The sequence below is a fragment of the Caulobacter sp. UNC279MFTsu5.1 genome, assembly GCF_900114015.1.
GTDB lineage: Bacteria > Pseudomonadota > Alphaproteobacteria > Caulobacterales > Caulobacteraceae > Caulobacter.
In genome coordinates, this window is record NZ_FORN01000025.1 from 55,644 (window position 1) to 75,250 (window position 19,607).

The 19,607-nt window shown below is 70.9% G+C and carries 18 protein-coding genes and 1 tRNA gene; 7 read left to right on the forward strand and 12 right to left on the reverse strand.

Features of this window, described 5'->3' with window-relative positions; all coding sequences use genetic code 11:
• Window positions 1-4 precede the first annotated feature (4 nt).
• The 10 genes from BM066_RS15050 to BM066_RS15090 form a co-directional block, all read right to left on the reverse strand.
• Complete coding sequence (locus tag BM066_RS15050; protein WP_089929241.1) at window positions 5-2,683, reverse strand: sensor histidine kinase; 2,679 nt, start codon at window positions 2,681-2,683, stop codon at window positions 5-7.
• Between the two features lie 3 nt (window positions 2,684-2,686).
• On the reverse strand, window positions 2,687-3,280 hold the full coding sequence (kdpC, locus tag BM066_RS15055; RefSeq protein ID WP_089929243.1) for a potassium-transporting ATPase subunit KdpC: 594 nt from the start codon (window positions 3,278-3,280) through the stop codon (window positions 2,687-2,689).
• Window positions 3,281-3,307: 27 nt separating this feature from the next.
• Entirely contained in the window at window positions 3,308-5,368 is a 2,061-nt protein-coding gene (gene kdpB, locus BM066_RS15060; protein WP_089929245.1) for a potassium-transporting ATPase subunit KdpB, read from the reverse strand.
• Between the two features lie 40 nt (window positions 5,369-5,408).
• Window positions 5,409-7,121 (reverse strand): potassium-transporting ATPase subunit KdpA, encoded by a 1,713-nt coding sequence (kdpA, locus tag BM066_RS15065; RefSeq protein ID WP_089929248.1) that lies wholly within the window; start codon window positions 7,119-7,121, stop codon window positions 5,409-5,411.
• 13 nt (window positions 7,122-7,134) lie between these two features.
• Entirely contained in the window at window positions 7,135-7,227 is a 93-nt protein-coding gene (locus BM066_RS26015; RefSeq protein ID WP_132095333.1) for a potassium-transporting ATPase subunit F, read from the reverse strand.
• 310 nt (window positions 7,228-7,537) lie between these two features.
• Window positions 7,538-8,341 (reverse strand): MBL fold metallo-hydrolase, encoded by an 804-nt coding sequence (locus BM066_RS15070; RefSeq protein WP_089929250.1) that lies wholly within the window; start codon window positions 8,339-8,341, stop codon window positions 7,538-7,540.
• Entirely contained in the window at window positions 8,338-9,132 is a 795-nt protein-coding gene (locus BM066_RS15075) for a TatD family hydrolase (RefSeq protein ID WP_089929252.1), read from the reverse strand. The genes BM066_RS15070 and BM066_RS15075 overlap by 4 nt, the downstream gene beginning before the upstream one ends.
• A gap of 4 nt (window positions 9,133-9,136) precedes the next feature.
• Window positions 9,137-10,141, reverse strand: a complete 1,005-nt coding sequence (locus BM066_RS15080; protein WP_089929254.1) for a DNA polymerase III subunit delta' — start codon at window positions 10,139-10,141, stop codon at window positions 9,137-9,139.
• Window positions 10,142-10,144: 3 nt separating this feature from the next.
• Window positions 10,145-10,771, reverse strand: a complete 627-nt coding sequence (gene tmk / locus BM066_RS15085) for a dTMP kinase (protein WP_089929287.1) — start codon at window positions 10,769-10,771, stop codon at window positions 10,145-10,147.
• A 54-nt stretch (window positions 10,772-10,825) separates the two neighbouring features.
• Entirely contained in the window at window positions 10,826-11,818 is a 993-nt protein-coding gene (locus BM066_RS15090) for a septal ring lytic transglycosylase RlpA family protein (protein WP_089929255.1), read from the reverse strand.
• A gap of 140 nt (window positions 11,819-11,958) precedes the next feature.
• On the opposite strand from BM066_RS15090, the gene BM066_RS15095 reads away from it, so the two are divergent.
• The 4 genes from BM066_RS15095 (at window position 11,959) to BM066_RS15110 (ending at window position 13,956) form a co-directional block, all read left to right on the forward strand.
• Window positions 11,959-12,048 (forward strand) — tRNA-Ser (locus tag BM066_RS15095).
• A gap of 21 nt (window positions 12,049-12,069) precedes the next feature.
• Window positions 12,070-12,987: a class I SAM-dependent methyltransferase gene (locus tag BM066_RS15100; protein ID WP_089929258.1), complete on the forward strand. Its 918-nt coding sequence runs from the start codon at window positions 12,070-12,072 to the stop codon at window positions 12,985-12,987.
• Window positions 12,984-13,721: a pseudouridine synthase gene (locus BM066_RS15105; protein WP_177218466.1), complete on the forward strand. Its 738-nt coding sequence runs from the start codon at window positions 12,984-12,986 to the stop codon at window positions 13,719-13,721. The genes BM066_RS15100 and BM066_RS15105 overlap by 4 nt, the downstream gene beginning before the upstream one ends.
• Window positions 13,714-13,956: a sulfurtransferase TusA family protein gene (locus BM066_RS15110; protein WP_089929263.1), complete on the forward strand. Its 243-nt coding sequence runs from the start codon at window positions 13,714-13,716 to the stop codon at window positions 13,954-13,956. The genes BM066_RS15105 and BM066_RS15110 overlap by 8 nt, the downstream gene beginning before the upstream one ends.
• On the opposite strand, the gene BM066_RS15115 is transcribed toward BM066_RS15110, so the two are convergent.
• On the reverse strand, window positions 13,928-14,878 hold the full coding sequence (locus BM066_RS15115) for a YihY/virulence factor BrkB family protein (protein ID WP_089929265.1): 951 nt from the start codon (window positions 14,876-14,878) through the stop codon (window positions 13,928-13,930). The genes BM066_RS15110 and BM066_RS15115 overlap by 29 nt on opposite strands.
• A 228-nt stretch (window positions 14,879-15,106) precedes the next feature.
• Window positions 15,107-16,234: a CaiB/BaiF CoA transferase family protein gene (locus BM066_RS15120; protein WP_089929268.1), complete on the reverse strand. Its 1,128-nt coding sequence runs from the start codon at window positions 16,232-16,234 to the stop codon at window positions 15,107-15,109.
• Window positions 16,235-16,452: 218 nt separating this feature from the next.
• Between BM066_RS15120 and BM066_RS15125 the strand changes: the two genes are divergently transcribed.
• From BM066_RS15125 to BM066_RS15135, 3 genes are all read left to right on the forward strand, one after another.
• Window positions 16,453-17,778, forward strand: coding sequence for a diguanylate cyclase domain-containing protein (locus BM066_RS15125; RefSeq protein WP_089929270.1), 1,326 nt, complete (start codon window positions 16,453-16,455; stop codon window positions 17,776-17,778).
• A gap of 60 nt (window positions 17,779-17,838) precedes the next feature.
• Window positions 17,839-18,483, forward strand: a complete 645-nt coding sequence (locus tag BM066_RS15130; RefSeq protein WP_089929272.1) for a DsbA family oxidoreductase — start codon at window positions 17,839-17,841, stop codon at window positions 18,481-18,483.
• 61 nt (window positions 18,484-18,544) lie between these two features.
• On the forward strand, window positions 18,545-19,066 hold the full coding sequence (locus BM066_RS15135) for a CcdC protein domain-containing protein (RefSeq protein ID WP_089929274.1): 522 nt from the start codon (window positions 18,545-18,547) through the stop codon (window positions 19,064-19,066).
• Window positions 19,067-19,607: the final 541 nt, after the last annotated feature.

Here is a 19,607-nt window from a genome sequence, read left to right on the forward strand (position 1 = left end):
ACGGTCATAACAGATGATGCGGAGTCGCGACCGCCTTGGGCAGGCTGATCAGGATCCGCGTGCCCTTGCCGTCGTGGATGGGGCTGGCGGCGGCGATGCGCCCGCCCATGGCGTCGACGAAGCCCTTGGAGATCGACAGGCCCAGGCCCGCGCCCTGGTGGCGGTCGGTGGGCTCCTCCATGCGACGGAACTTCTCGAACACCTGCTCCAGCTCGGCGGTCGGTATGCCCCGGCCCTCGTCCTCGATGCTGATCACCACGTTGGAGCGATCCTCGTAGGCGGCCATCTCGATCCGGGCGCCGTCCTGGCTGTAGGCGATGGCGTTCTCCAGGATGTTGACCACGGCCTGTTCCAGCAGGCTGGAGTCGACGCGCACCAGGCTGAGCTCGACGGGGAAATCGCGGGCCAAGATCCGGGTCTCCAGCCGGCGCGAGACCCGCTCGGCCGCCGCGCCCAGCACGTCGCGCACGTCGGTCCAGTCGGTGCGCAGCCGCAGCGCCCCGCCCTCCAGCCGGGTCATGTCCAACAGATTGCCGACGTAGCGGTTCAGCCGCTCGGCCTCCTCACGGATGCTCAGCAGCAGGTCGTCGCGCACCGCCGCGCTCATGCCCTTGCCGTAGTCGATCAGGGTGCTGGATGCGCCCAGCACGGTCGACAGAGGCGTGCGCAGGTCGTGGCTGATCGAGTTCAGCAGGGCCGAGCGGAAGCGGTCGGCGCGGCGCAGGGTCTCGGTCTCGACCGCCTCCGTCGCCAGTTCGGCCCGTTCCAGAGCCACCGCGCCCTGCTCTAGCAAGGCCAGCAGCAGGCGCTCGTCCTCGGAGCCGGCGACCATGGCCCCCGCCTCCACGCCCGCCACCCCAGCTCGCGAGCGCACGCCCTCCAGCGGCCAGAAGGTCCAGCGGGTCTGCGGCAGGGTGCCGGTGCCGAAGCCGGCGGCCTCGCCCTTCTCCCAGGCCCAGCGGGCGGCGGCCATGGGCGCGGCGTCCAGCTCCTCCAGCGCGGGCGCGCCGGCGGCTGGCTGCAGTTCGCCATTATGGGGCAGCAGCACCACGGCCTTGGCCCCGACCGCCGCCGCCGTCTGCTCGGCCAGGGCCTGGGCCGCCGCCTCGCGCCCGGCCGCGGCCGAGAAGGTCCGGCTGGCGGCCAGCAAGGCAGAGACCGCCGAGGCGCGCCGCTGGGCGTCGCGGCCCTGGTCCCGCACCCGCCCCGCCAACCCCCCGGCCGCCAGGGCGACCGCCCAGAAGACGATCAAGGTCAGAAAGTCGGTCGGCGTGCCGATCGCGAACGAGTGGCGCGGCTCCAGGAACATGTAGTTGTAGACGAGGAAGGCCACGGTCGCCGCCGCCAGGGCCGGCCGCAACCCACGCAACACCCCGGCCGCCAACACAGCGGCCAGGAAGATCATCCCCAGGTCCACGCGATCGAAGGCCAGGTCCAGGCCCCAGGCCACGACCGTCGCGGCGGCCACGCAGCCGGCGGCCAGCAGGTAGGCGATCCAGTCCACCGCGCGCCGGCGCGGCGGCGGCTCGACGATCGCCTCGTGCGTGGCTTCGGTGACCACGTGGATCGCCGCCCCGCGCGCCTCGCGCAGCAAGGCCGCCGCCAGCGAGCGGCCCAGCAGCTCGCGCCAGCGGCTGTCGGCCGACTTGCCGATGACGATCTGGGTGACGTTGTTGCGGCGGGCGTAGGCCATCACCGTGGCGACGATGTCGGCCCCGCTGAGCACCACGGTCGAGCCGCCCAGCTGCTCGGCCAGCTTCAAGGCGTCGCGCAGTCGGGCCGCCGCCGCGGGGCCCTTGGCCGGCTGGTCCAGGCGGTCGACGTGGGCCGCCGTCCAGGGCGCGTCCATCATCATGTCCGACAACCGTCGGCCGGCCCGCACCAGGCCAGACGCCATGGCGTCGCCGCCGACCAGCACCAGGATCCGCTCACCGGCCGCCCAGGGGCCTTCGACCCCTTTCTCGCGCATGGCGGCGACCAACTGGTCGTCGACGGTCTGGGCCGCGCGGCGCAGGGCCAGCTCGCGCAGCGCCGTCAGGTTCTCGACCTTGAAGAAGTTCTCCGAGGCCAGGCGCGCGGTCTCGGGCACATAGACCTTGCCCTCGGTCAGCCGCTCGCGCAGCTCGTCGGGGGTGATGTCGATCACCTCGATGGCGTCGGCCCGCGACAGGGCGCTGTCGGGCACGGTCTCGCGCTGGCGCACGCCGGTGATGCGCTGGACGACGTCGACCAGGCTTTCCAGGTGCTGGACGTTCAGGGTGGTCCAGACGTCGATGCCGGCCGCCAGCAGCTCCTCGACGTCCTGCCAGCGCTTGGGATGGCGCGAGCCCGGGGCGTTCGAATGGGCGTATTCGTCGACCAGCAGCAGGGCTGGCCGGCGGGCCAGGGCCATGTCGAGGTCGAACTCCATCATCACGTGGCCGCGATGGTCGATCGGCTTGCGTGGCAGGACGTCCATGCCGCGCAGCAGGCTTTCGGTCTCGCGGCGGCCGTGGGTCTCGACCAGGCCGATCACCACGTCCTGGCCGTCGGCCTTGCGACGGCGGGCGGCGCGCAGCATCTCGTAGGTCTTGCCCACGCCCGGCGCCATGCCCAGAAACACCTTCAGGCGCCCCCGGCCGGCCTTGACGGCGGCGGCCAGGAGCGCCTCGGGATCGGGACGTTTCGGATCGTCAGCCGGCAATCGCTAGCCGTCCTTCCTGTCATGGGTTGGGAGCCGGGCGTCCAGCGCCCGGTTGACGGCCAGCACATTGACCCGCGGCTGGCCGACGAAGCCGAACAGCCGATCCTGGACCTGGCCGTCGATCACCGCCTGGACGGCGGCGACCGACGTCCCTCGCGCCCTGGCGATGCGCGGCGCCTGGAAGCGGGCGTAGTCCGGCGAGATGTCCGGATCCAGGCCGGAGCCCGAGGTGGTCACCGCGTCGGCGGGGATGGCCACGCCAGGGTTCTCGGCGCGTAGCGCGTCGGCGTCGATCTTGACCCGCTTGGCCAGGGTTTCGTTCAGCGGGCCCAGGTTCGAGCCGCTGGAGGCCGAGGCGTCGTAGCCGTTGGCGCCGGCCGCCGAGGGGCGCGGGTGCAGGTAGCCGGGCTGGACGAAGGCCTGGCCGATCAGGGCCGAGCCGACCACGGCGCCCTTGGCGTCGCGCACCAGGCTGCCATTGGCCTGAGCCGGGAACGCCGCCTGGGCGACGCCGGTGACCGCCAGCGGATAGGCCAGGCCCAGCAGGACCGTGAACAGGCCCATCGAGACGACGGCGGGGCGAAGATGGGAGAGCATGGGCTTTGAGTCTCCAGGAATTGCAGCTTAGGCCAAGCCGAGGCCGGATACGATCAGGTCGATCAGCTTGATGCCGACGAACGGCGCGACTAGGCCGCCCAGGCCGTAGACCGTCAGGTTGCGCGACAGCAGCTTGCCGGCTCCGATCGCCCGATACTTCACGCCCTTCAGCGCCAGCGGGATCAGGGCGACGATGACCAGGGCGTTGAAGATCACCGCCGACAGGATGGCGCTCTGCGGGCTGTGCAAGTGCATGACGTTCAGCGCACCCAGGGCCGGCAGGGCGACCACGAACATCGCCGGGATGATGGCGAAGTACTTGGCCACGTCGTTGGCGATCGAGAAGGTCGTCAGGGCGCCGCGGGTGATCAGCATCTGCTTGCCCACCTCGACGATCTCGATGACCTTGGTCGGGTCGCTGTCGAGGTCGACCATGTTGCCGGCCTCGCGGGCGGCCTGGGCGCCGGTCTGCATGGCCACGCCAACGTCGGCCTGGGCCAGGGCCGGCGCGTCGTTGGCGCCGTCGCCGCACATGGCCACCAGCCGTCCCCTGCCCTGCTCCTCGCGGATCAGCCGCAGCTTGTCCTCGGGCGTGGCCTCGGCCAGGAAGTCGTCGACCCCGGCCTCCGAGGCGATGGCGGCGGCGGTCACCGGGTTGTCGCCGGTGATCATCACGGTGCGCAGGCCCATGCGGCGGAGATCCGCGAAGCGTTCCTTGACGTTGGGCTTGACCACGTCCTTCAGATGGATGACGCCGACCAGGACGCCGTTCTCGCTGACCGCCAGCGGCGTGCCGCCCGAGCGGGCGATGCGGTCGACGGCGGCGCTCACCTCGGCCGGGACCAGCTTGGGGTCGAGAGCCAGCGAGCGATAGACCGCGTCCACCGCCCCCTTGCGCCACGACATGGCGCCGGCGTCGAGACCCGACTGGCGGGTGCTGGCGCTGAAGGCGATCGAGGTCGCGCCCTCCGGGACCTCGATGACGATCCCGGCGTTGCGGCCCAGCTCGACGATCGAGCGGCCCTCCGGCGTCTCGTCGGCCAGCGAGGCGCTGACGGCGGCGCGCAGGGCGGCCTCCGGACGCACGCCCGGCGCGGCGATCACCTCGGTGGCCATGCGGTTGCCGAAGGTGATGGTGCCGGTCTTGTCCAGCAGCAGGGTGTCGACGTCGCCGGCCGCTTCAACGGCCCGGCCGGACGTGGCCAGGACGTTGTGCTTCATCAGCCGGTCCATGCCGGCGATGCCGACCGCCGACAGCAGCCCGCCGATCGTCGTGGGGATCAGCGTGATGAACAGCGCCCCGAGCACCAGCGGGTCCAGGGCAACGCCGGAGAACTTGCCCAGGCCCAGCAGGGTGACGACGGCGATCAGGAAGATCAGGGTCAGGCCGGCCAGCAGCACGGCCAGGGCGATCTCGTTGGGCGTCTTGCGGCGGTCCGCGCCCTCGACCATGGCGATCATGCGGTCCAGGAACGTGCCGCCAGGCGAGGCGGTGACGCGGACCTTGATCCAGTCCGACACCACGGTCGTGCCGCCGGTGACGGCCGAGCGGTCGCCGCCGCTTTCGCGGATGACCGGCGCGCTCTCGCCGGTGATGGCCGCCTCGTTGACGCTGGCCATGCCCTCGATGATCTCGCCGTCGGTCGGGATCACGTCGCCGGCCTCGACCAGGATAACCTCGCCGGGGACCAGCTTGTGGGCGGCGGTCGGGACGATCGTGCCGGTCTTGTCGTCGATGATCAGCTTGGCGTTGGTGGTCACGCGGGTGGCGCGCAGGCTGTCGGCGGCGGCCTTGCCCCGACCCTCGGCCACGCTCTCGGCCAGGTTGGCGAACAGCACGGTGGCCCACAGCCAGGCCGCGACCTGGATGGCGAAGCCGGCCGCCTGGTGGTTCGCCACCGCCGCGACGGCCGAGACCGTCGACAGCAGGGCCACGATCCAGGTGGCGAAGATCACCGGATTGCCGGTCAGCTTGCGCGGGTCCAGCTTGACGAAGGCGTCCTTGGCCGCGCGGCTCAGGATGGCCGTGGACAGGCCGCCCGCCAGGGCGCTGGCCTTGCGCCGGCCCTCCCCGGCATTCTGGCCCATTGGGGTTTCTAGGGTCGTCATCTTCAAATCGCCTTTGCGATCAGTGCAGGCCGGCGACCGCGGCGAGCACTTGGAAGTGCTCGACGATCGGCCCCAGCGCCAATGCGGGGAAGAACTGCAGGCCGCCCAGGATCAGGATCACCCCGATCAGCAGGCCGATGAACAGGCCGCCGTCGGTGGGCAGGGTCCCGGCGGACGGGGCCAGTTTCGGCTTGGCGGCCAACGAACCGGCCATGGCCAGGACGGCGATGATCGGCATGAACCGGCCCATGGCCATGGCCACGCCCAGGGTCGCGTCCCACCAGGGGGCGTTGGCGGTTAGGCCGGCGAAGGCCGAGCCGTTGTTGGCCGTGGCCGAGGTGTAGGCGTAGAGGATCTCCGACAGGCCATGCGGCCCGGCGTGCATCAGGCCCTGCAGCGCCTGCGGCAACACCGCGGCGATGGCCGAAAAGCCCAGGGTCGAGACCGGAATGGCCACCACGGCCAGGATCGACAGCTGCACCTCGCGGGCCTCGATCTTCTTGCCGAGATATTCCGGGGTGCGGCCCACCATCAGGCCGGCGACGAACACCGACAGCACGGCCATCACGACCATGATCGCTATGCCCGAGCCGATGCCGCCGGGCAGGATCTCGCCCAGGTGCATCAGGAACATCGCCATGCCGCCGCCCAGGGGCATCAGGCTGGAATGCATGCCGTTGACCGAGCCGTTGGAGGCTCCGGTGGTCATGGCGGCCCAGGCCGCCGTGGCCGGTGCGCCGAAGCGGGTTTCCTTGCCTTCCATATTGACCGAGGCGTCGACATGGGCGGCGACCAGGGCCGGAGGGCTCTGCGTTTCGGTGACATAGATCGTCGCCGCGCCGGCCGACAGCAGGACCATGCCCGCCACGACCAGGGCCCGAATGTCCTTTCTGGCCAAGACGCTGCGGCCGAAAGCGAAGAAGGCGGCCCAGCCCAGGACGTTGATCGAGACGGCGGTGACCAGGTTGGTCAGCGGCGTCGGGTTCTCGAACGGATGGGCCGAGTTGGCGTTGAAGATCCCGCCGCCGTTGATGCCCAGCATCTTGATGGCCTCCTGCGAGGCCACGGCGTAGAGCGGGATCTTCTGGTCGGCGCCTTCCAGGGTGTGGGCGGTGACGCCGGCGACCAGGGTCTGGGGCAGGCCCAGGGCGGCCAGGACAACGGCCAGCACCAGCGACAGCGGCAGCAACACATAGAGCGTGGTGCGCACCAGGTCGGCCCAGAAATTGCCGACTCCCTCGCCGCGATTGGCGACGAACGCCCGGGCCAGGGCGGCGGCGATGGTCGCGCCGGTGGCGGCCGAGACGAAGTTCTGGGTCGTCAGCACCAGCATCTGGCTCAACGTCGACATCGTCGTCTCGCCGGCATAGCTCTGCCAGTTGGTGTTGGTGACGAAGCTGATCGCGGTGTTGAACGACAAGTGCCCGGAGAGCCCGGGGAAGCCTTGCGGGTTCAGCGGCAGCACGCCCTGCAAGCGCAGCACCGCATAGACCACCAGAAAGCCGACCAGGTTGAAGGCCAGCAGGGCGCCGGCATAGCCGTACCAGCTCTGGCCCTTGGTCGGATCAACGCCGCAGGCCTTGTAGAAGACGGCCTCGACGGGACGCAGCACCGGGTCCAGCCAGGTGCGCTCGCCGTTCCAGACCCGCGACATGTACGAGCCCAGCGGCCAGCCGATGGCGACCGCCAGGCCTAGAGTCAGGGCGATTTCCGCCCAGCCTTGCCAATTCATGAAATGGGTTCCGTCAGAACTTGTCGGGCCGCAGCAGGGCCACGACCATGTACGCCGCGACGACCAGCGCCCCGGCTGCCCACAGCACGTTCACCAGCATGGTCACACGCGCCTCAGGGCGGCGGCGAAAGCGGCGAAGGCCAGGAACAGCCCGCCGCCCAGCGCCAGAAAGATGAGATCAGCCATCCACGGCCTCCTGCTAACTTGGCCGGCAGAGGACCACGGAGGCGCGTAAAGGCTCCATGCGGGATGGCGCGACGGAGTGTAAGGGGAGCGTAAAGGGGGAGCCGTGCGTCCTTAGAAGCTCGGCTACGCTTCGCACCTCAGGAAGAGGAAATCAGCAGCGCCCGTGACCATCCGTCCTCATCCTGAGGCGCTCGCGCAGCGGGCCTCGAAGGACGCACGCGGTGAAACCCTCAGACCTCGAAGCGCATGCCGTCATAGGCCGGCTCGACGCCGGGGGGGAGTTTCGCCGCCAAGGCGTTGAAATCCAGGTCGATATGCAGGTTGGTCAAGATGGCCCGGCGCGGCTTGGCGCGAGCGATCCACTCCAGGGCCAGGCCGACATGGGCGTGGGTCGGATGCGGCGTCCAGCGCAGGGCGTCCACCACCCAGACGTCGAGATCAGCCAGGGCCGCCCAGCTCTCCTCGGGAAAACCGATGGCGTCGGGGGTGTAGGCGACCTTGCCGAACCGGTAGCCCACGGCGCGGATCTCGCCGTGATCGACGTCGAAGGTGGTCACCGGGATCGCGCCGCTGGGGCCGGCGATCTCCCAGGTCTGGCCGTGCGGCAGGATCGGATGGGCGTCGCAGATGGCCGGATAGCCGCCGCGGCTCTGGAAGATGTAGTCGAACCGCCGCCTGAGACTCTCGGTCGTATAGGCGTCCATATAGGTTGGCACGCGCTGGCGGGCGTTGAGGAAGAACGGCCGCAGGTCGTCGATGCCGTGAGCCTGGTCGGCGTGGTCGTGGGTGAACAGGCAGGCGTCCACCCGCCGGACCCCTGCCCTCACCGCCTGCAGGCGGAAGTCGGGAGACGTGTCGACGACGACCGTGGTCTCGGCGGCCGGATCGGGGCCAGGCCGGCGCACCAGCATCGAGCAGCGGGTGCGCAGGTTCTTCGGTTCGGCCGGGTCGCAATCGCCCCAATTGCCGTCGGCCCGCGGCACGCCGCCCGACGAGCCGGAGCCCAGGATCGTGAACTCCAGCCTGCCGGTCATGCCGAGACGCTCGCGGGACGCGGGATCCGGTCGAACAGGGCGAAGAAGGCGTCCTCGGTGCGCGCCTCGGCGTCCGCCCGGGTCCAGCCGCGGATCTCGGCCAACTTGTCCAGAACGTGCGGCAGATAGGCCGGCTCATTGCGGCGGCCGCGCATCGGCACGGGCGCCAGGTACGGGCAATCGGTCTCCAGGATGATCCGGTCGGCCGGCATGTCGGCGATGATGTCGCGGACTTCCTGCGCCTGCTTGAAGGTGGCGATGCCCGAGACCGAGAACCACGCCCCCAGCGCCGCCATGCGTTTCGCCAGATCGGCGCCGCTGGTGTAGCAGTGCATCAGGATCTTGAACGGCCCCTTGGCGTGCTCCGCTTCGAGGATGTCGCCCATCACCGCGTCGGCCTCGCGGGTGTGGACCACCAGCGGCAGGCCGGTCCGGCGCGCCGCCGCCACGTGGGCGCGGAACACGTCCGCCTGCACGTCGCGCGGGCTGAGGTCGTAGTGGAAATCGAGCCCGGTCTCGCCGATGCCGATCACCTTGGGCCGGCTCGCCAGCTCGATCAGGCGCTCGGTGGTGAGCGAGACGTGGTCCTTGGCTTCGTGCGGGTGAGCGCCGACCGTGCACCAGATGTCGCACTCCGCCATGGCGATGGCGTGGACGGTTTCGAACGACGGAATCTTGTCGCAGATGGTGACCATCAGTTCGATCCCGGCCTTGCGGGCGCGGTCGATCACCGCCTGGCGGTCCTCGTCGTACTGATGGGCGTGCAGGTTTACGTGGCTGTCGATGAGCATGCGGTCACATGGCCGCCCGGGCGGCGGCGCGCAAGTCCATGATCGCGGTCCAGAACACGTCGGCTCGGTCGAGGTTGACGGCCTCGGCCTCGCCCGGCGCGCGGACGATCTTCTCCCAGGCCGCGATCCAGCGGTCCAGGCCCGCCGGCGTCCGCTCGCCGGCCATGCCGGTGGCCATGGCGTGGATCTGGTCGCCCAGGCGATCGAACAGCAGTTCGAAGCGCTGGACGCCTTCGGCGCCCTTGAAGGTGTCGGCCATGGCCAGCAGCGCGCCTTCGTCCAGGTCGGGCAGCTTGCGCAGGATTTCGCCGGCCGCGTCATCGGCTTCCAGCGCCCCGGCGGCGGCCAGCTGCAGGGCGCGGCCCGGCGCGCCCTTGGCCATTCGCGCCAGGCGATCGGCCTCGTGAGGCGAGACCCCGGCCCGCTGCTCGACCATGGCCGCGGCCTTGCTCGGCTCCGGCGCGGGCACCGCCAGCCGGCGGCAGCGCGAGCGGATGGTCGGCAGCAGGCGGCCCGGCGAATGGCTGATCAGCAGGATCACGCCGCGCGGCGGCGGTTCCTCGAGAGTCTTCAGGACGGCGTTGGCGGCGTTGACGTTCAGGTCGTCGGCGGCGTCGATGATCGCCACCCGGTAGGGCGAGACGGCCGGCGAGTTGGCGAAGAAGGCCGGCAGCAGGCGGGCCTCGTCGACCGGGATCGACTTGCGCGCCTTGCCGTCGTCGGTGGCGCGCTCCAGCACCATCAGGTCGGGGTGCGAGCGCGCGGCGACCTGGCGGCTGACGACGTCGGTCGGGGCCGAGCCCAGGGCGCCGAAGGCCGGATCGGGCCGCGCGCCCAGCAGGCGGCGGGCCATGCGGTAGGCCAGGGTCGCCTTGCCCACGCCCTCAGGGCCCGTCAGCAGCCAGGCGTGGTGCAGCCGCCCGCGGTCCAGGGCGTCCAGGAAGGCCAGCTCGGCGGCCTCGACGCCGTCGATGGCGAACACGTCGCGCGGATGGGGCGGCGCGTCCATGGCCTAGAGGCCCAGCCGCATCGACACCGCGTCCCAGACGTCGGCCCAGACCGCGTCGATCGCGTCGTCGGCCTCGATCACCACGCAGCGCTCGGGTTCGCGGCGGGCGATCTCCAGGAAAGCCTCGCCCAGGCGCTGGTGGAACGCCAGGCCCTTGGACTCAAAGCGCGCCTCGCCGCCCCGGGCCAGGGCCCGCTTCAGCCCCACCTCGGCCGGGATGTCGAAGATCAGGGTCAGGTCCGGCGTCGTGCCGCCCAGGACGTGCTCCTCCAGCGCCTTGATCAGCCCGGTCGGCGCCTCGCCCCCCGCGCCCTGATAGGCCCGGGTGCTGTCGGCGAAGCGGTCGCACAGCACGATGGCCCCGCGGTCCAGGGCCGGCCGGATCACCCGCTCGATATGGTCGCGCCGCGCGGCGTACATCAAAAGCGTCTCGGTGACCGGCGACCAGCGGTCGGCGTCGCCGTTCAGGATCAGGTCGCGGATCTGCTCGGCGCCGAGGCTGCCGCCCGGCTCCCGGGTCAGCACCATGTCGGCGCCGTCCGCCTTCAGGCGTTCGGCCAAGCGGCGGATCTGGGTGGACTTTCCAGCCCCCTCGCCGCCTTCGAAACTGATGAAGGTTCCTCGCGTCACGGGCTTCAAATCGGCCGTAACGCCCGTCTTGTCCAGAGGCGATCGCGGCCTGGTTTAAGGTCTCAACACGGTGGCGTCGGAAAAGCCCAGGGCGGCGACGCGGTCGCGCACGCCGAAGGCTTCGGCCTCGTCCGGCCCGGCCTGGACCACCACGCGATAGAGCACGCCCTGGGCGCGCTGGATCGACTCGATCGAGGCCTCCCCGGCCCCGCCCAGCTGGGCCATGGCGCGTTCGGCGTTGTCGCGGTTGGCGAACGAACCGGCCTGGACGCGGTAGGCGCTCGACAGCGCGGGCGCGGGTTCGGCCGGGACCAGCGGCGTCGGCGGCGCGGAGGGCGCGAAGTCCAGGTCGGCGGCCTTGGGCGGCGGCGGCGTATCATAGGCCGGCTGGGCCGGCGGCAGGCCGCCGGCGTAGACGCGGGGCTTGGGCGGCGGGACGTAACGCGGTTCTGAGCGCGGCTCAGCGGGGGGCGGAGCCGCGGCGATCATCCGGGGCTGGTCGAACGGGGTCTTGCCGGCGGGGCCGATATAGCGGACGCGGACGCGGGCCACGCCCGCCCGGCCATAGCCCAGCTGCTCGGCGGCGGCCTTGGACAGGTCGATGATGCGGCCGTCGACGAACGGGCCGCGATCGTTGACCCGGAGCTGCATCTTGCGGCCGTTGTCCAGGTTGGTGACTTCGACGATGCTGGGCAGCGGCAGGGTCTTGTGGGCCGCCGACGGCACGTCCATGTCGAAGATCTCGCCATTGGCCGTGCGACGATTGTGGAACTGCTCGCCGTACCAGGAGCCGACGCCGCGCTCGTCATAGCCGGGATCGGCCTTGGGATAGTACCAGATCCCCTTGATCTGATAGGGCTTCTCGGTGCCGCGCAGGCCGGAGGTCGAGCCCGGCGCGGGCGACCCGGCATGGGGCCTGGACGCCTGGGCGGTCGGCGGCAGTCGGGTCGGCATCGGCGTGGCGCAGGCGGCCAGGCCCGCGCAGCCCAGGGCCGCCACGGCGACGCCGCGCAGCAGACGGAACGCGCCTCGCGCCTCGCTTTCCATGATCACGCCGGCTCCTGAACGCTGCATCTCGCAAAGCAAGGTCGTTCAGGAGGCTTGAGGTCTGGTTAATCAAAGGTGCGACCAAAGGCGCCGGAATCGGCTGGAGCGGTCGCCCGACCGCTGATATAGGCCCCTGCTCCGGGCAGGTGGCCGAGTGGTTTAAGGCAGCGGTCTTGAAAACCGCCGTGGGTGAAAGTCCACCGTGGGTTCGAATCCCACCCTGCCCGCCACATCTCCCGAGACCCGTTCCGATGCCCGACGCCCCCCACGCCGCCGTCTATGGCTTTCCGCCCTTCGACGTGGTCGACGTCCCTGGCGGCGCCATGCAGGTCTCGCCGTTGGTGGTCGGCTCGACCGACCTGGCCGACCTGGCGGAAGGTTCGCTGGACGAGATCGTGGTCCTGGCCCCGGCCGGGGTCGCCGAGCGGCGCTATGTGCTGGCCCAAGCCCTGCGGGCGCTGAAGGTCGAGGGGCGGCTGACCGCCCTGGCCCCCAAGGATCGCGGCGGCCTGCGGATGAACAAGGAGCTGACGGCGTTCGGCTGCACGATCGGCGAGAGCGCCAAGCGGCATCATCGCATCTGCGTGGCCCTGAAGCCCGCCAACGTCGTCGGCCTGGACGCGGCCATCGCCGAGGGCGCGCCGCGCCGCCTGGACGGCGACGGCCTGTGGACCCAGCCGGGGGTGTTCAGCTGGGACCGCCTGGATCCCGGCTCGGCCCTGCTGCTGAAGTCGCTGCCGCCGCTGGGCGGGGCCGGCGTCGACCTGGGCTGCGGCATCGGGATCCTGGCCCACGCCGTCCTCGCTTCGCCCAAGGTCACCAAGCTGACCCTGGTCGACCTGGACCGCCGGGCGGTCGAGGCGGCCAGGCGCAATGTCGATGACCCGCGCGTCGAGGTCGTGCAGGCCGACGCCCGGCGCGGCGCGGACATCGCCGCCGGCTTGGACTTCGTGGTCACCAACCCGCCGTTCCACGAGACCGGGAACGAGGACAAGGGTCTGGGGCAGGCCTTCATCACCGCGGCGGCCGGCATGCTGCGCAAGGGCGGCGTGCTGTGGATCGTCGCCAACCGCCACCTGCCCTACGAGGCGGTGCTGAACGCGCACTTCAAGACCGTGCGGCCCGTGGCCGACGCCGGAGGCTTCAAGGTCTACGAGGCCCGCAAGTGACAAAAGCGCTGATGGCCAGGCTGGACCGGCTGTTGGCCAATCTCGGCTATGGCAGCCGGCGCGACGTCCAGGCCCTGGTCTCGGCCGGCAAGGTCACGCTGGACGGCGTGGCGATCAAGGACGCCGGCCTGAAGATCGCCGTCACCGCCGACCTGCCCGACCATCTGAAGATCCGCGGCGTTCCCGTCGATCCGCCGGCGCCCCTGGTGCTGATCATGCACAAGCCGCTGGGCGTGGTCTGTTCGCACCGCGAGGACGGCGAGCGGATCTATGACCTCCTGCCCAGGCGCTGGCAGATCCGCGACCCGGCGCTGTCCAGCGTCGGGCGGCTGGACAAGGACACTTCGGGCCTGATCCTGATCACCGACGACGGCGACTTCCTGCACCGGGTGATCTCGCCCAAGCGCCATGTCCCCAAGGTCTACCGCGCCGTGCTCGACCGGCCGCTGACGGGAACGGAAGACGCGATCTTCGCCAGCGGGACCCTGATGCTGGAGGGCGAGGAAAAGCCGCTCTTGCCAGCGACCCTGGAGGTGCTGGGCGAGCGCGAGGCGCGGCTGACCATCACCGAGGGCCGCTACCACCAGGTGCGCCGGATGTTCGCCGCCGTCGGCAACCACGTGACCGGCCTGCATCGCGAGCGGATCGGCGGCCTCGCCCTGCCCGACGACCTGGCGGCGGGCGACCACCAAATCCTGACGGCGGCCCAGGCCGAGGCGGTGTTCGATGTCTGAGGCCAAGCCCGAACGGCTGATGGACGCCCGGGGACACCGGTGCCCCGTGCCGACCCTGCGCCTGCGCCGGGCCCTGGAGGAGGCGCCGGCCGGCGGCCTGGTCCGGCTGCTGGCCGATGACCCGCTGGCCCGCATCGACGTGCCGCATTTCGCCGCCGGCGCCGGGGCTACGGTGCTGGAGATCGTCGACGCTCCGAACGGCGCGATCAGCTTTCTGGTGGCGAAGGCGCCTTGAGCGGAATGGGCCTGGGACCTTCCAGCAGGGCCCGGGGCCGCTCGTCCAGGGCGATCTCCATCTCGGTGGCCAGGGCCCCGCCGAAGAACACGGCGTTGACGCTCCAGGACAGCCAGATCAGGAAGATGATCACCGCCGAGATCGAGCCGTAGGTCGCGCCCAGATGAGCCACCTGCTCGACATAGAAGGCGCTGGCCCAGGACATGAACACGCACATCACCGCCGCCGCGAAGCCGCCGGCGATCGAGGCGCGCCAGCCGACCGGGGCGCGGGACATGGCGTAGCGGTAGATCAGGGTCATGCCGACCAGCAGGCCCAGGCTGGCCCAGGTCCACTCGCTCTGGATCCACGACACGCCGGCCAGGGGGCGAAGGTTCAGGGTGCTGGCCAGCAGGCGGAAGGTCAGGAACACGCCCGACATCACGAACAGCAGCACGAAGGCGGCCACCAGCACGACCAGGGCCATGAAGTTGAAGCCGAAGAAGCCGCGCTGGTCCTCTTCGTCGTGGATGAATGACAGGCCGGCCAGCAGGGCCTTGAAGCCGCGATGGGCGGCGTAGAGGCCGATGATCAGCACCACGGCGCTCTGGGCCGAGATGGCCTTTTCCGGGGCGTGGGCCAGGCGGGCCAACTCGCTCTGGAAGATCGGCCGGGCGCCCGACGGCATCAGGAACGACAGCTTGTCGGCCTGATAGGCGGCCTGTTCGGGGGTCAGGAGCACGCTGAACAGGCCGATCAGAATCGCCAGGCCGGGGAACACCGCCAGCAGGATGAAGAACGACACGCCGCCGACGTACAGCATCACGTCGCGGCCCCACAGACGCTGCAGGGCCAGGCCCAGGACGCGCAGGATCTCTCTTACCCAATGGATCGGATCGAGATCGAGGTCTCGAAAGCGAATACGGTCCTGGGGTGAATTCATGCGGCGGAAACTGGCCTCGGCGCCGCTTCGACGCAAGCGCGCCGCCAAAAAAACATGGACTTGAAGGCACAAAGACCCGCCGCTTCAGGGAAAGCGGCGGGTCTCCGCAGGACGAACCTGAACCGGCCGCCGCATCGAGGGACGGGTGGCGCGACGGCCGGTTGCAGGATCAGGTTTAGACCTTCGCGGCTGAACCGGACCTGAATGACGCCGTCATGAGCCGGAGGTCTACAGCGCGTCCTGCTTCTTCAGCGCCGCGATCGCCTCGGCCGAAAAGCCCCAGTCGGCCAGAGCCGCGTCGTTGTCGGCGCCGATCCGCGGCGGCGGACCCTGGATCGCGCCGGGCGTGGCCGAGAAGCGCGGGGCCGGGGCCGGCTGGGTGACGCCGGCCACCTCGACGAAGGTCTGGCGGGCGGCGTTGTGGGCGTGGGTCGGGGCCTCGTCCATCGTCAGGACCGGGGCGAAACAGACGTCGGTCCCATCCAGCAAGGCGCACCAGTCGTCGCGGGTCTTGCTCGCGATCACCGCCGCCAGCTTTTCCCGCAGCAGCGGCCAGTCCTCGCGGCTCATCTGGCGCTGGAACCGCGGGTCGGTGATCCCGGTCTTTTCAAGCAGAAGCTGGTAGAACTGCGGCTCGATCGCGCCGATCGAGACCCACTTGCCGTCGGCGCATTGGTAGGTGTCGTAGAAGTGCGCGCCGCCGTCCAGCAGGTTGGACCGCCGCCCCTCGCCCCATAGCCCGCTGGCCTTGAAGCCGTAGAACATGGCCATCAGCGAGGCCGCGCCGTCGCTCATCGCGCAGTCGATCACCTGGCCCTGCCCCGTCGCCCGGGCATGGATCACCCCGGCCAGCAGGCCGAAGGCCAGGTAGAGCGCCCCGCCGCCGAAGTCGCCGACCAGGTTCAGCGGCGGCACGGGCTTGTCCTGCGTGCCGATCGCCGCAAGGGCGCCGGTGATGGCGATGTAGTTCAGGTCGTGGCCGGCGGCCCTGGCGTAGGGGCCGGTTTGGCCCCAGCCAGTCATGCGGCCGTAGACCAGCCGGGGATTGCGGGCCAGGGCGAGGTCGGGACCCAGGCCCAGCCGTTCCATGACCCCCGGGCGGAAGCCCTCGATCAGGCCGTCGGCGCCTTCCATCAGCTTCAGGCAAGTCTCGACCGCGGCCGGCGACTTCAGGTCCAGCGCCACCGAGCGGCGGCCCCGGGCGGTGACGTCGGCGGGCGAGCCCCGCCCCGCCCCCTTGCGGTCGATGCGGACGACGTCGGCGCCCAGGTCCGACAGCAGCATGCCGCAGAACGGCCCGGGGCCGATCCCGGCGAATTCCAGCACCTTCAGGCCAGACAGCGGTCCCTGGGCCATGACGTCCTCCCGGCCGACTCTCGCGGCGTTCGTCGCAGTTTGCCTCACCAGGGCCGCGAGAACGACCCTGCCGCTGGGTCAGGCAAGGCCGTTCGTCCGTTCACAGGCCTGCGGCGATGCAGACCTATGAGGGGCGCACGCCTCTGCTATGTTGCGACATCGAATCTCGACGGCGCCGCGCCGTCGGGCGACGCCGATGTCCGGGGCGGAGGCTTGAGTTGGCGGTGAACGCCCGAATCCTGATCGTGGCGCGCGACGATGCTCGCGCCGGGCCGCTGTCCGAGGGGCTCGACAAGCTCGGCTGGCGGACCATCACCGCGCGCGGCCCCTACGCCGCCCTCGCCGCCCTGGGCGACCTGAACATCGAGGCGGTGATCGTCGACCTGGAGAGCGCCGGTCCCGACGCCCACTCGCTGTCTCGTCGCCTGAAGGCGGCGGTGGCTCCACGCCGCCTGCCGGTCATCGCCATCGGCGAGCCGGGGACGGAGTCGAACACCCAGGCCTTCGACCTGACCCTGTCGCCGCCCCTGCATCCCAGCCAGGCCGTGCTGCGCCTGGAGTCCCTGGTCCGCACCGCCATCGCCGAGGAGGAGTTCGAGCTTCGCCTGGCCACCTTCGGCGATCGCGGCCGCCGGCTGGACCTGCCCGAGCCCCAGGCCGAGCCGTTCCGCATCCTGGCGATCGGCGAGCCGGCCCCGCAGTTCCTCGCCCTGTCCAACGCCCTGACCCGCAGCGGGGCCGACGTGGTCGGCGCCTTCACCGCCTATACGGCCTTCGACTATCTGCACGAGCGGGCCTTCGACGCCGTGGTGCTGTGGGCCGGCGACAACCAGCAGGAAGCCCTGTCGATCGCGGCGGGCATGCGGCGCAACACCCGGCTCTTCCACATCCCGGCCCTGCTCTACCTGAAGGCCGAGAGCTATGTGACCATGTCGGAGGCCTTCCATCGCGGGGTGTCCGACGTCGCCTCGCCCGAGACGGCCGAGATCGAGACCGCCAAGCGGGTCATCGAGCTGGCCCGCAACTATCGCCGCGGCGAGGCCATCCGCGGGGCGCTGGAAAAGGCCCGCAGCTCGGGCCTGATGGACGCCGCCACGGGCCTGTTCACCCGCGACCTGTTCGCCGCCCACCTGGTCCGCCTGGCCGGCGCCGCCCGCGAACGGGCCCGGCCGCTGTCGATCTGCGTGCTGCGGGTCGCCGACAAGCCCGACACCGTTTGGGCGCGCAAGAACGGCTGGCTGGACCGCGCCATCCCGCAGATCGGCTCGATGGTCGGCCGGCTGGTGCGGGTCGAGGACACCGCCGCCCGTCTGGCGCCCGAGGTCTTCGCCCTGGCCCTGCCCGCGACGAACCAGGCCGCCGGCCGGGCCGCCGCCGAGCGGATCGCCGCGGTGATCGGCTGCACGGCCTTCGACGCCGGCGACGACCGGCCGCCGTTCGTCTGCGAGTTCGACATCGGGGTGGCCCAGATCGAGGCCGGCGAGAGCGCCGTCCACGCCCTGGAACGGGCGGCGGCCCAGGCGCTGCAGCGCCACACCGCCTAGCCGGGCTTGCCGGAAGGGCGCGAGCGTCCTACCTCCGGCGGATCCCGCCAGGAGACCGCCATGGGCCAGCCGCTGCTTATCGACCTCGTCGCCGACGTCGTCTGTCCCTGGTGCTATCTGGGCTGGCGGCGGGTGAAGTCGGCCGTGGCCCTGCGGCCGGACGTCGAGCCGCTGATCGTCTGGCGGCCCTACCAGCTGGACCCGACCCTTCCCGAGCAAGGCGTCGACCGCAAAGCCTATCTGGCCGGCAAGTTCAAGGACGCCCTGAAGCTGAAGGCGGTGCACACGGCCCTGGTCGAGGCGGGGGCCGAGGAAGGCATCGTCTTCGATTTCGACGCCATCGCCCTGTCGCCCAACACCAGCGCCGCCCACCGGCTGATCCGCTGGGCGCAGGGCGCGGGCAAGCAGGACGCCGTGGTCGAGGCGCTGTTCGCCGCCTATTTCAGCCATGGCCGCGACATCGGCGATCCCGCCGTGCTGGCCGAGATCGGCGAGGCGGCGGGCATGGATCCGGTGGTGATCCTGCGCTTGCTGTGGGAAGGCGCGGACAAGGAGATCGTCGCCCGCGAGCACGCCATGGCCGTCCAGGCCGGCGTCACCGGCGTGCCGTTCGCCATCTTCGGCGGCAAGCTGGCGGTCGTCGGGGCCGAGAGCCCGGAAAACATCGCCCAGGCCATCGACAAGGCGCTTGAACAGGCGGCCTGACCGGGACAATCCTCCCGTCGGGGAGGCCGCCGCGTGGCGGCCCGTTACCGGGACGGTCTTCATGCCTCAGTCCAGCATCCAGATGGCGGTCACGATCGCCGTGGTCGCCGTGGTGTTCGCCCTGCGCTTCCGGGGCCTGACCCGCGAGCGCCGGCTCAGGCTGGAGCTGATGTGGATCATGCCGGTCGTGCTGGTGGCGGCCATGGTCGCGGTCCTGCTGCAGTTTCCGCCGCGCGGCCTGGACTGGGCCTGGCTGGCGGCGATCTTCGCGGTCGGCTCGGCGATCGGCTGGTGGCGCGGCAAGCTGATCCCGATCGCCATCGATCCCCAGACCCACCTGCTGAACACCAAGCCGTCGCCGGCCGCGATCCTGTTCCTGCTGGGCCTGTTCGTCGTCCGCTTCGCCCTGCGCGCCCTGGTCGAGAGCGAGGCCTCGGCCTGGCACCTCAACGCGGCCCTGATCACCGACGGCTTCATCGTGCTGGGCGTGGGCCTGCTGGCCGTCTCGCGACTGGAGATGGCCCTGCGCGCCTGGACCCTGCTGCGCGAGGCCCGGGCGGCCAAGGCGCAGCTGGCGGGCTGACGGCCCGCGCCGCTTGCCCCCTACGGGTCGCTTCGCGACCGTCTTCCCCCAGAGGGGGAAGAGCGCCTTGGCTGGCGCGGCGCGAAGGCTCCGCCCCCCCTGGGGGCGGACAGACCGCGAAGCGGTCAGGTGGGGGCAAGTGTTCACGGCGCGACCTCTCGCCCTCACGCGGAAACCCGCTGAGCTGATGGGAAGGGTGCGAAGCGCCCGGGCCTCGCCCGGATGGTTTGCAGTTGTAAGTACCGTTTCGACGAAGTCAGGCGCTTCGCGTGGAGCCGTTATCCGGAAGCCTTCGGATCGCGGATTTTTAACCCGCTCCGATGGAGGCCCCCGACGGGCGGGGTGTTGGCGCGCCCCGGACCGCTTGGGCGATTTCAGCCCAGGCCTGCTGGCTCGATCCGCCTATCCCGGCGCCGGAGTTTCGTCGCGACCAAGGCGAACCTGCTCCGAACCGACCTGGGACGTCTCCGCGGAGACATGACGGACAAGCCTTCCCGCTCGTCCACCCCCGAAGGCCGCATCGGTCGCCGTACGTGCGCCC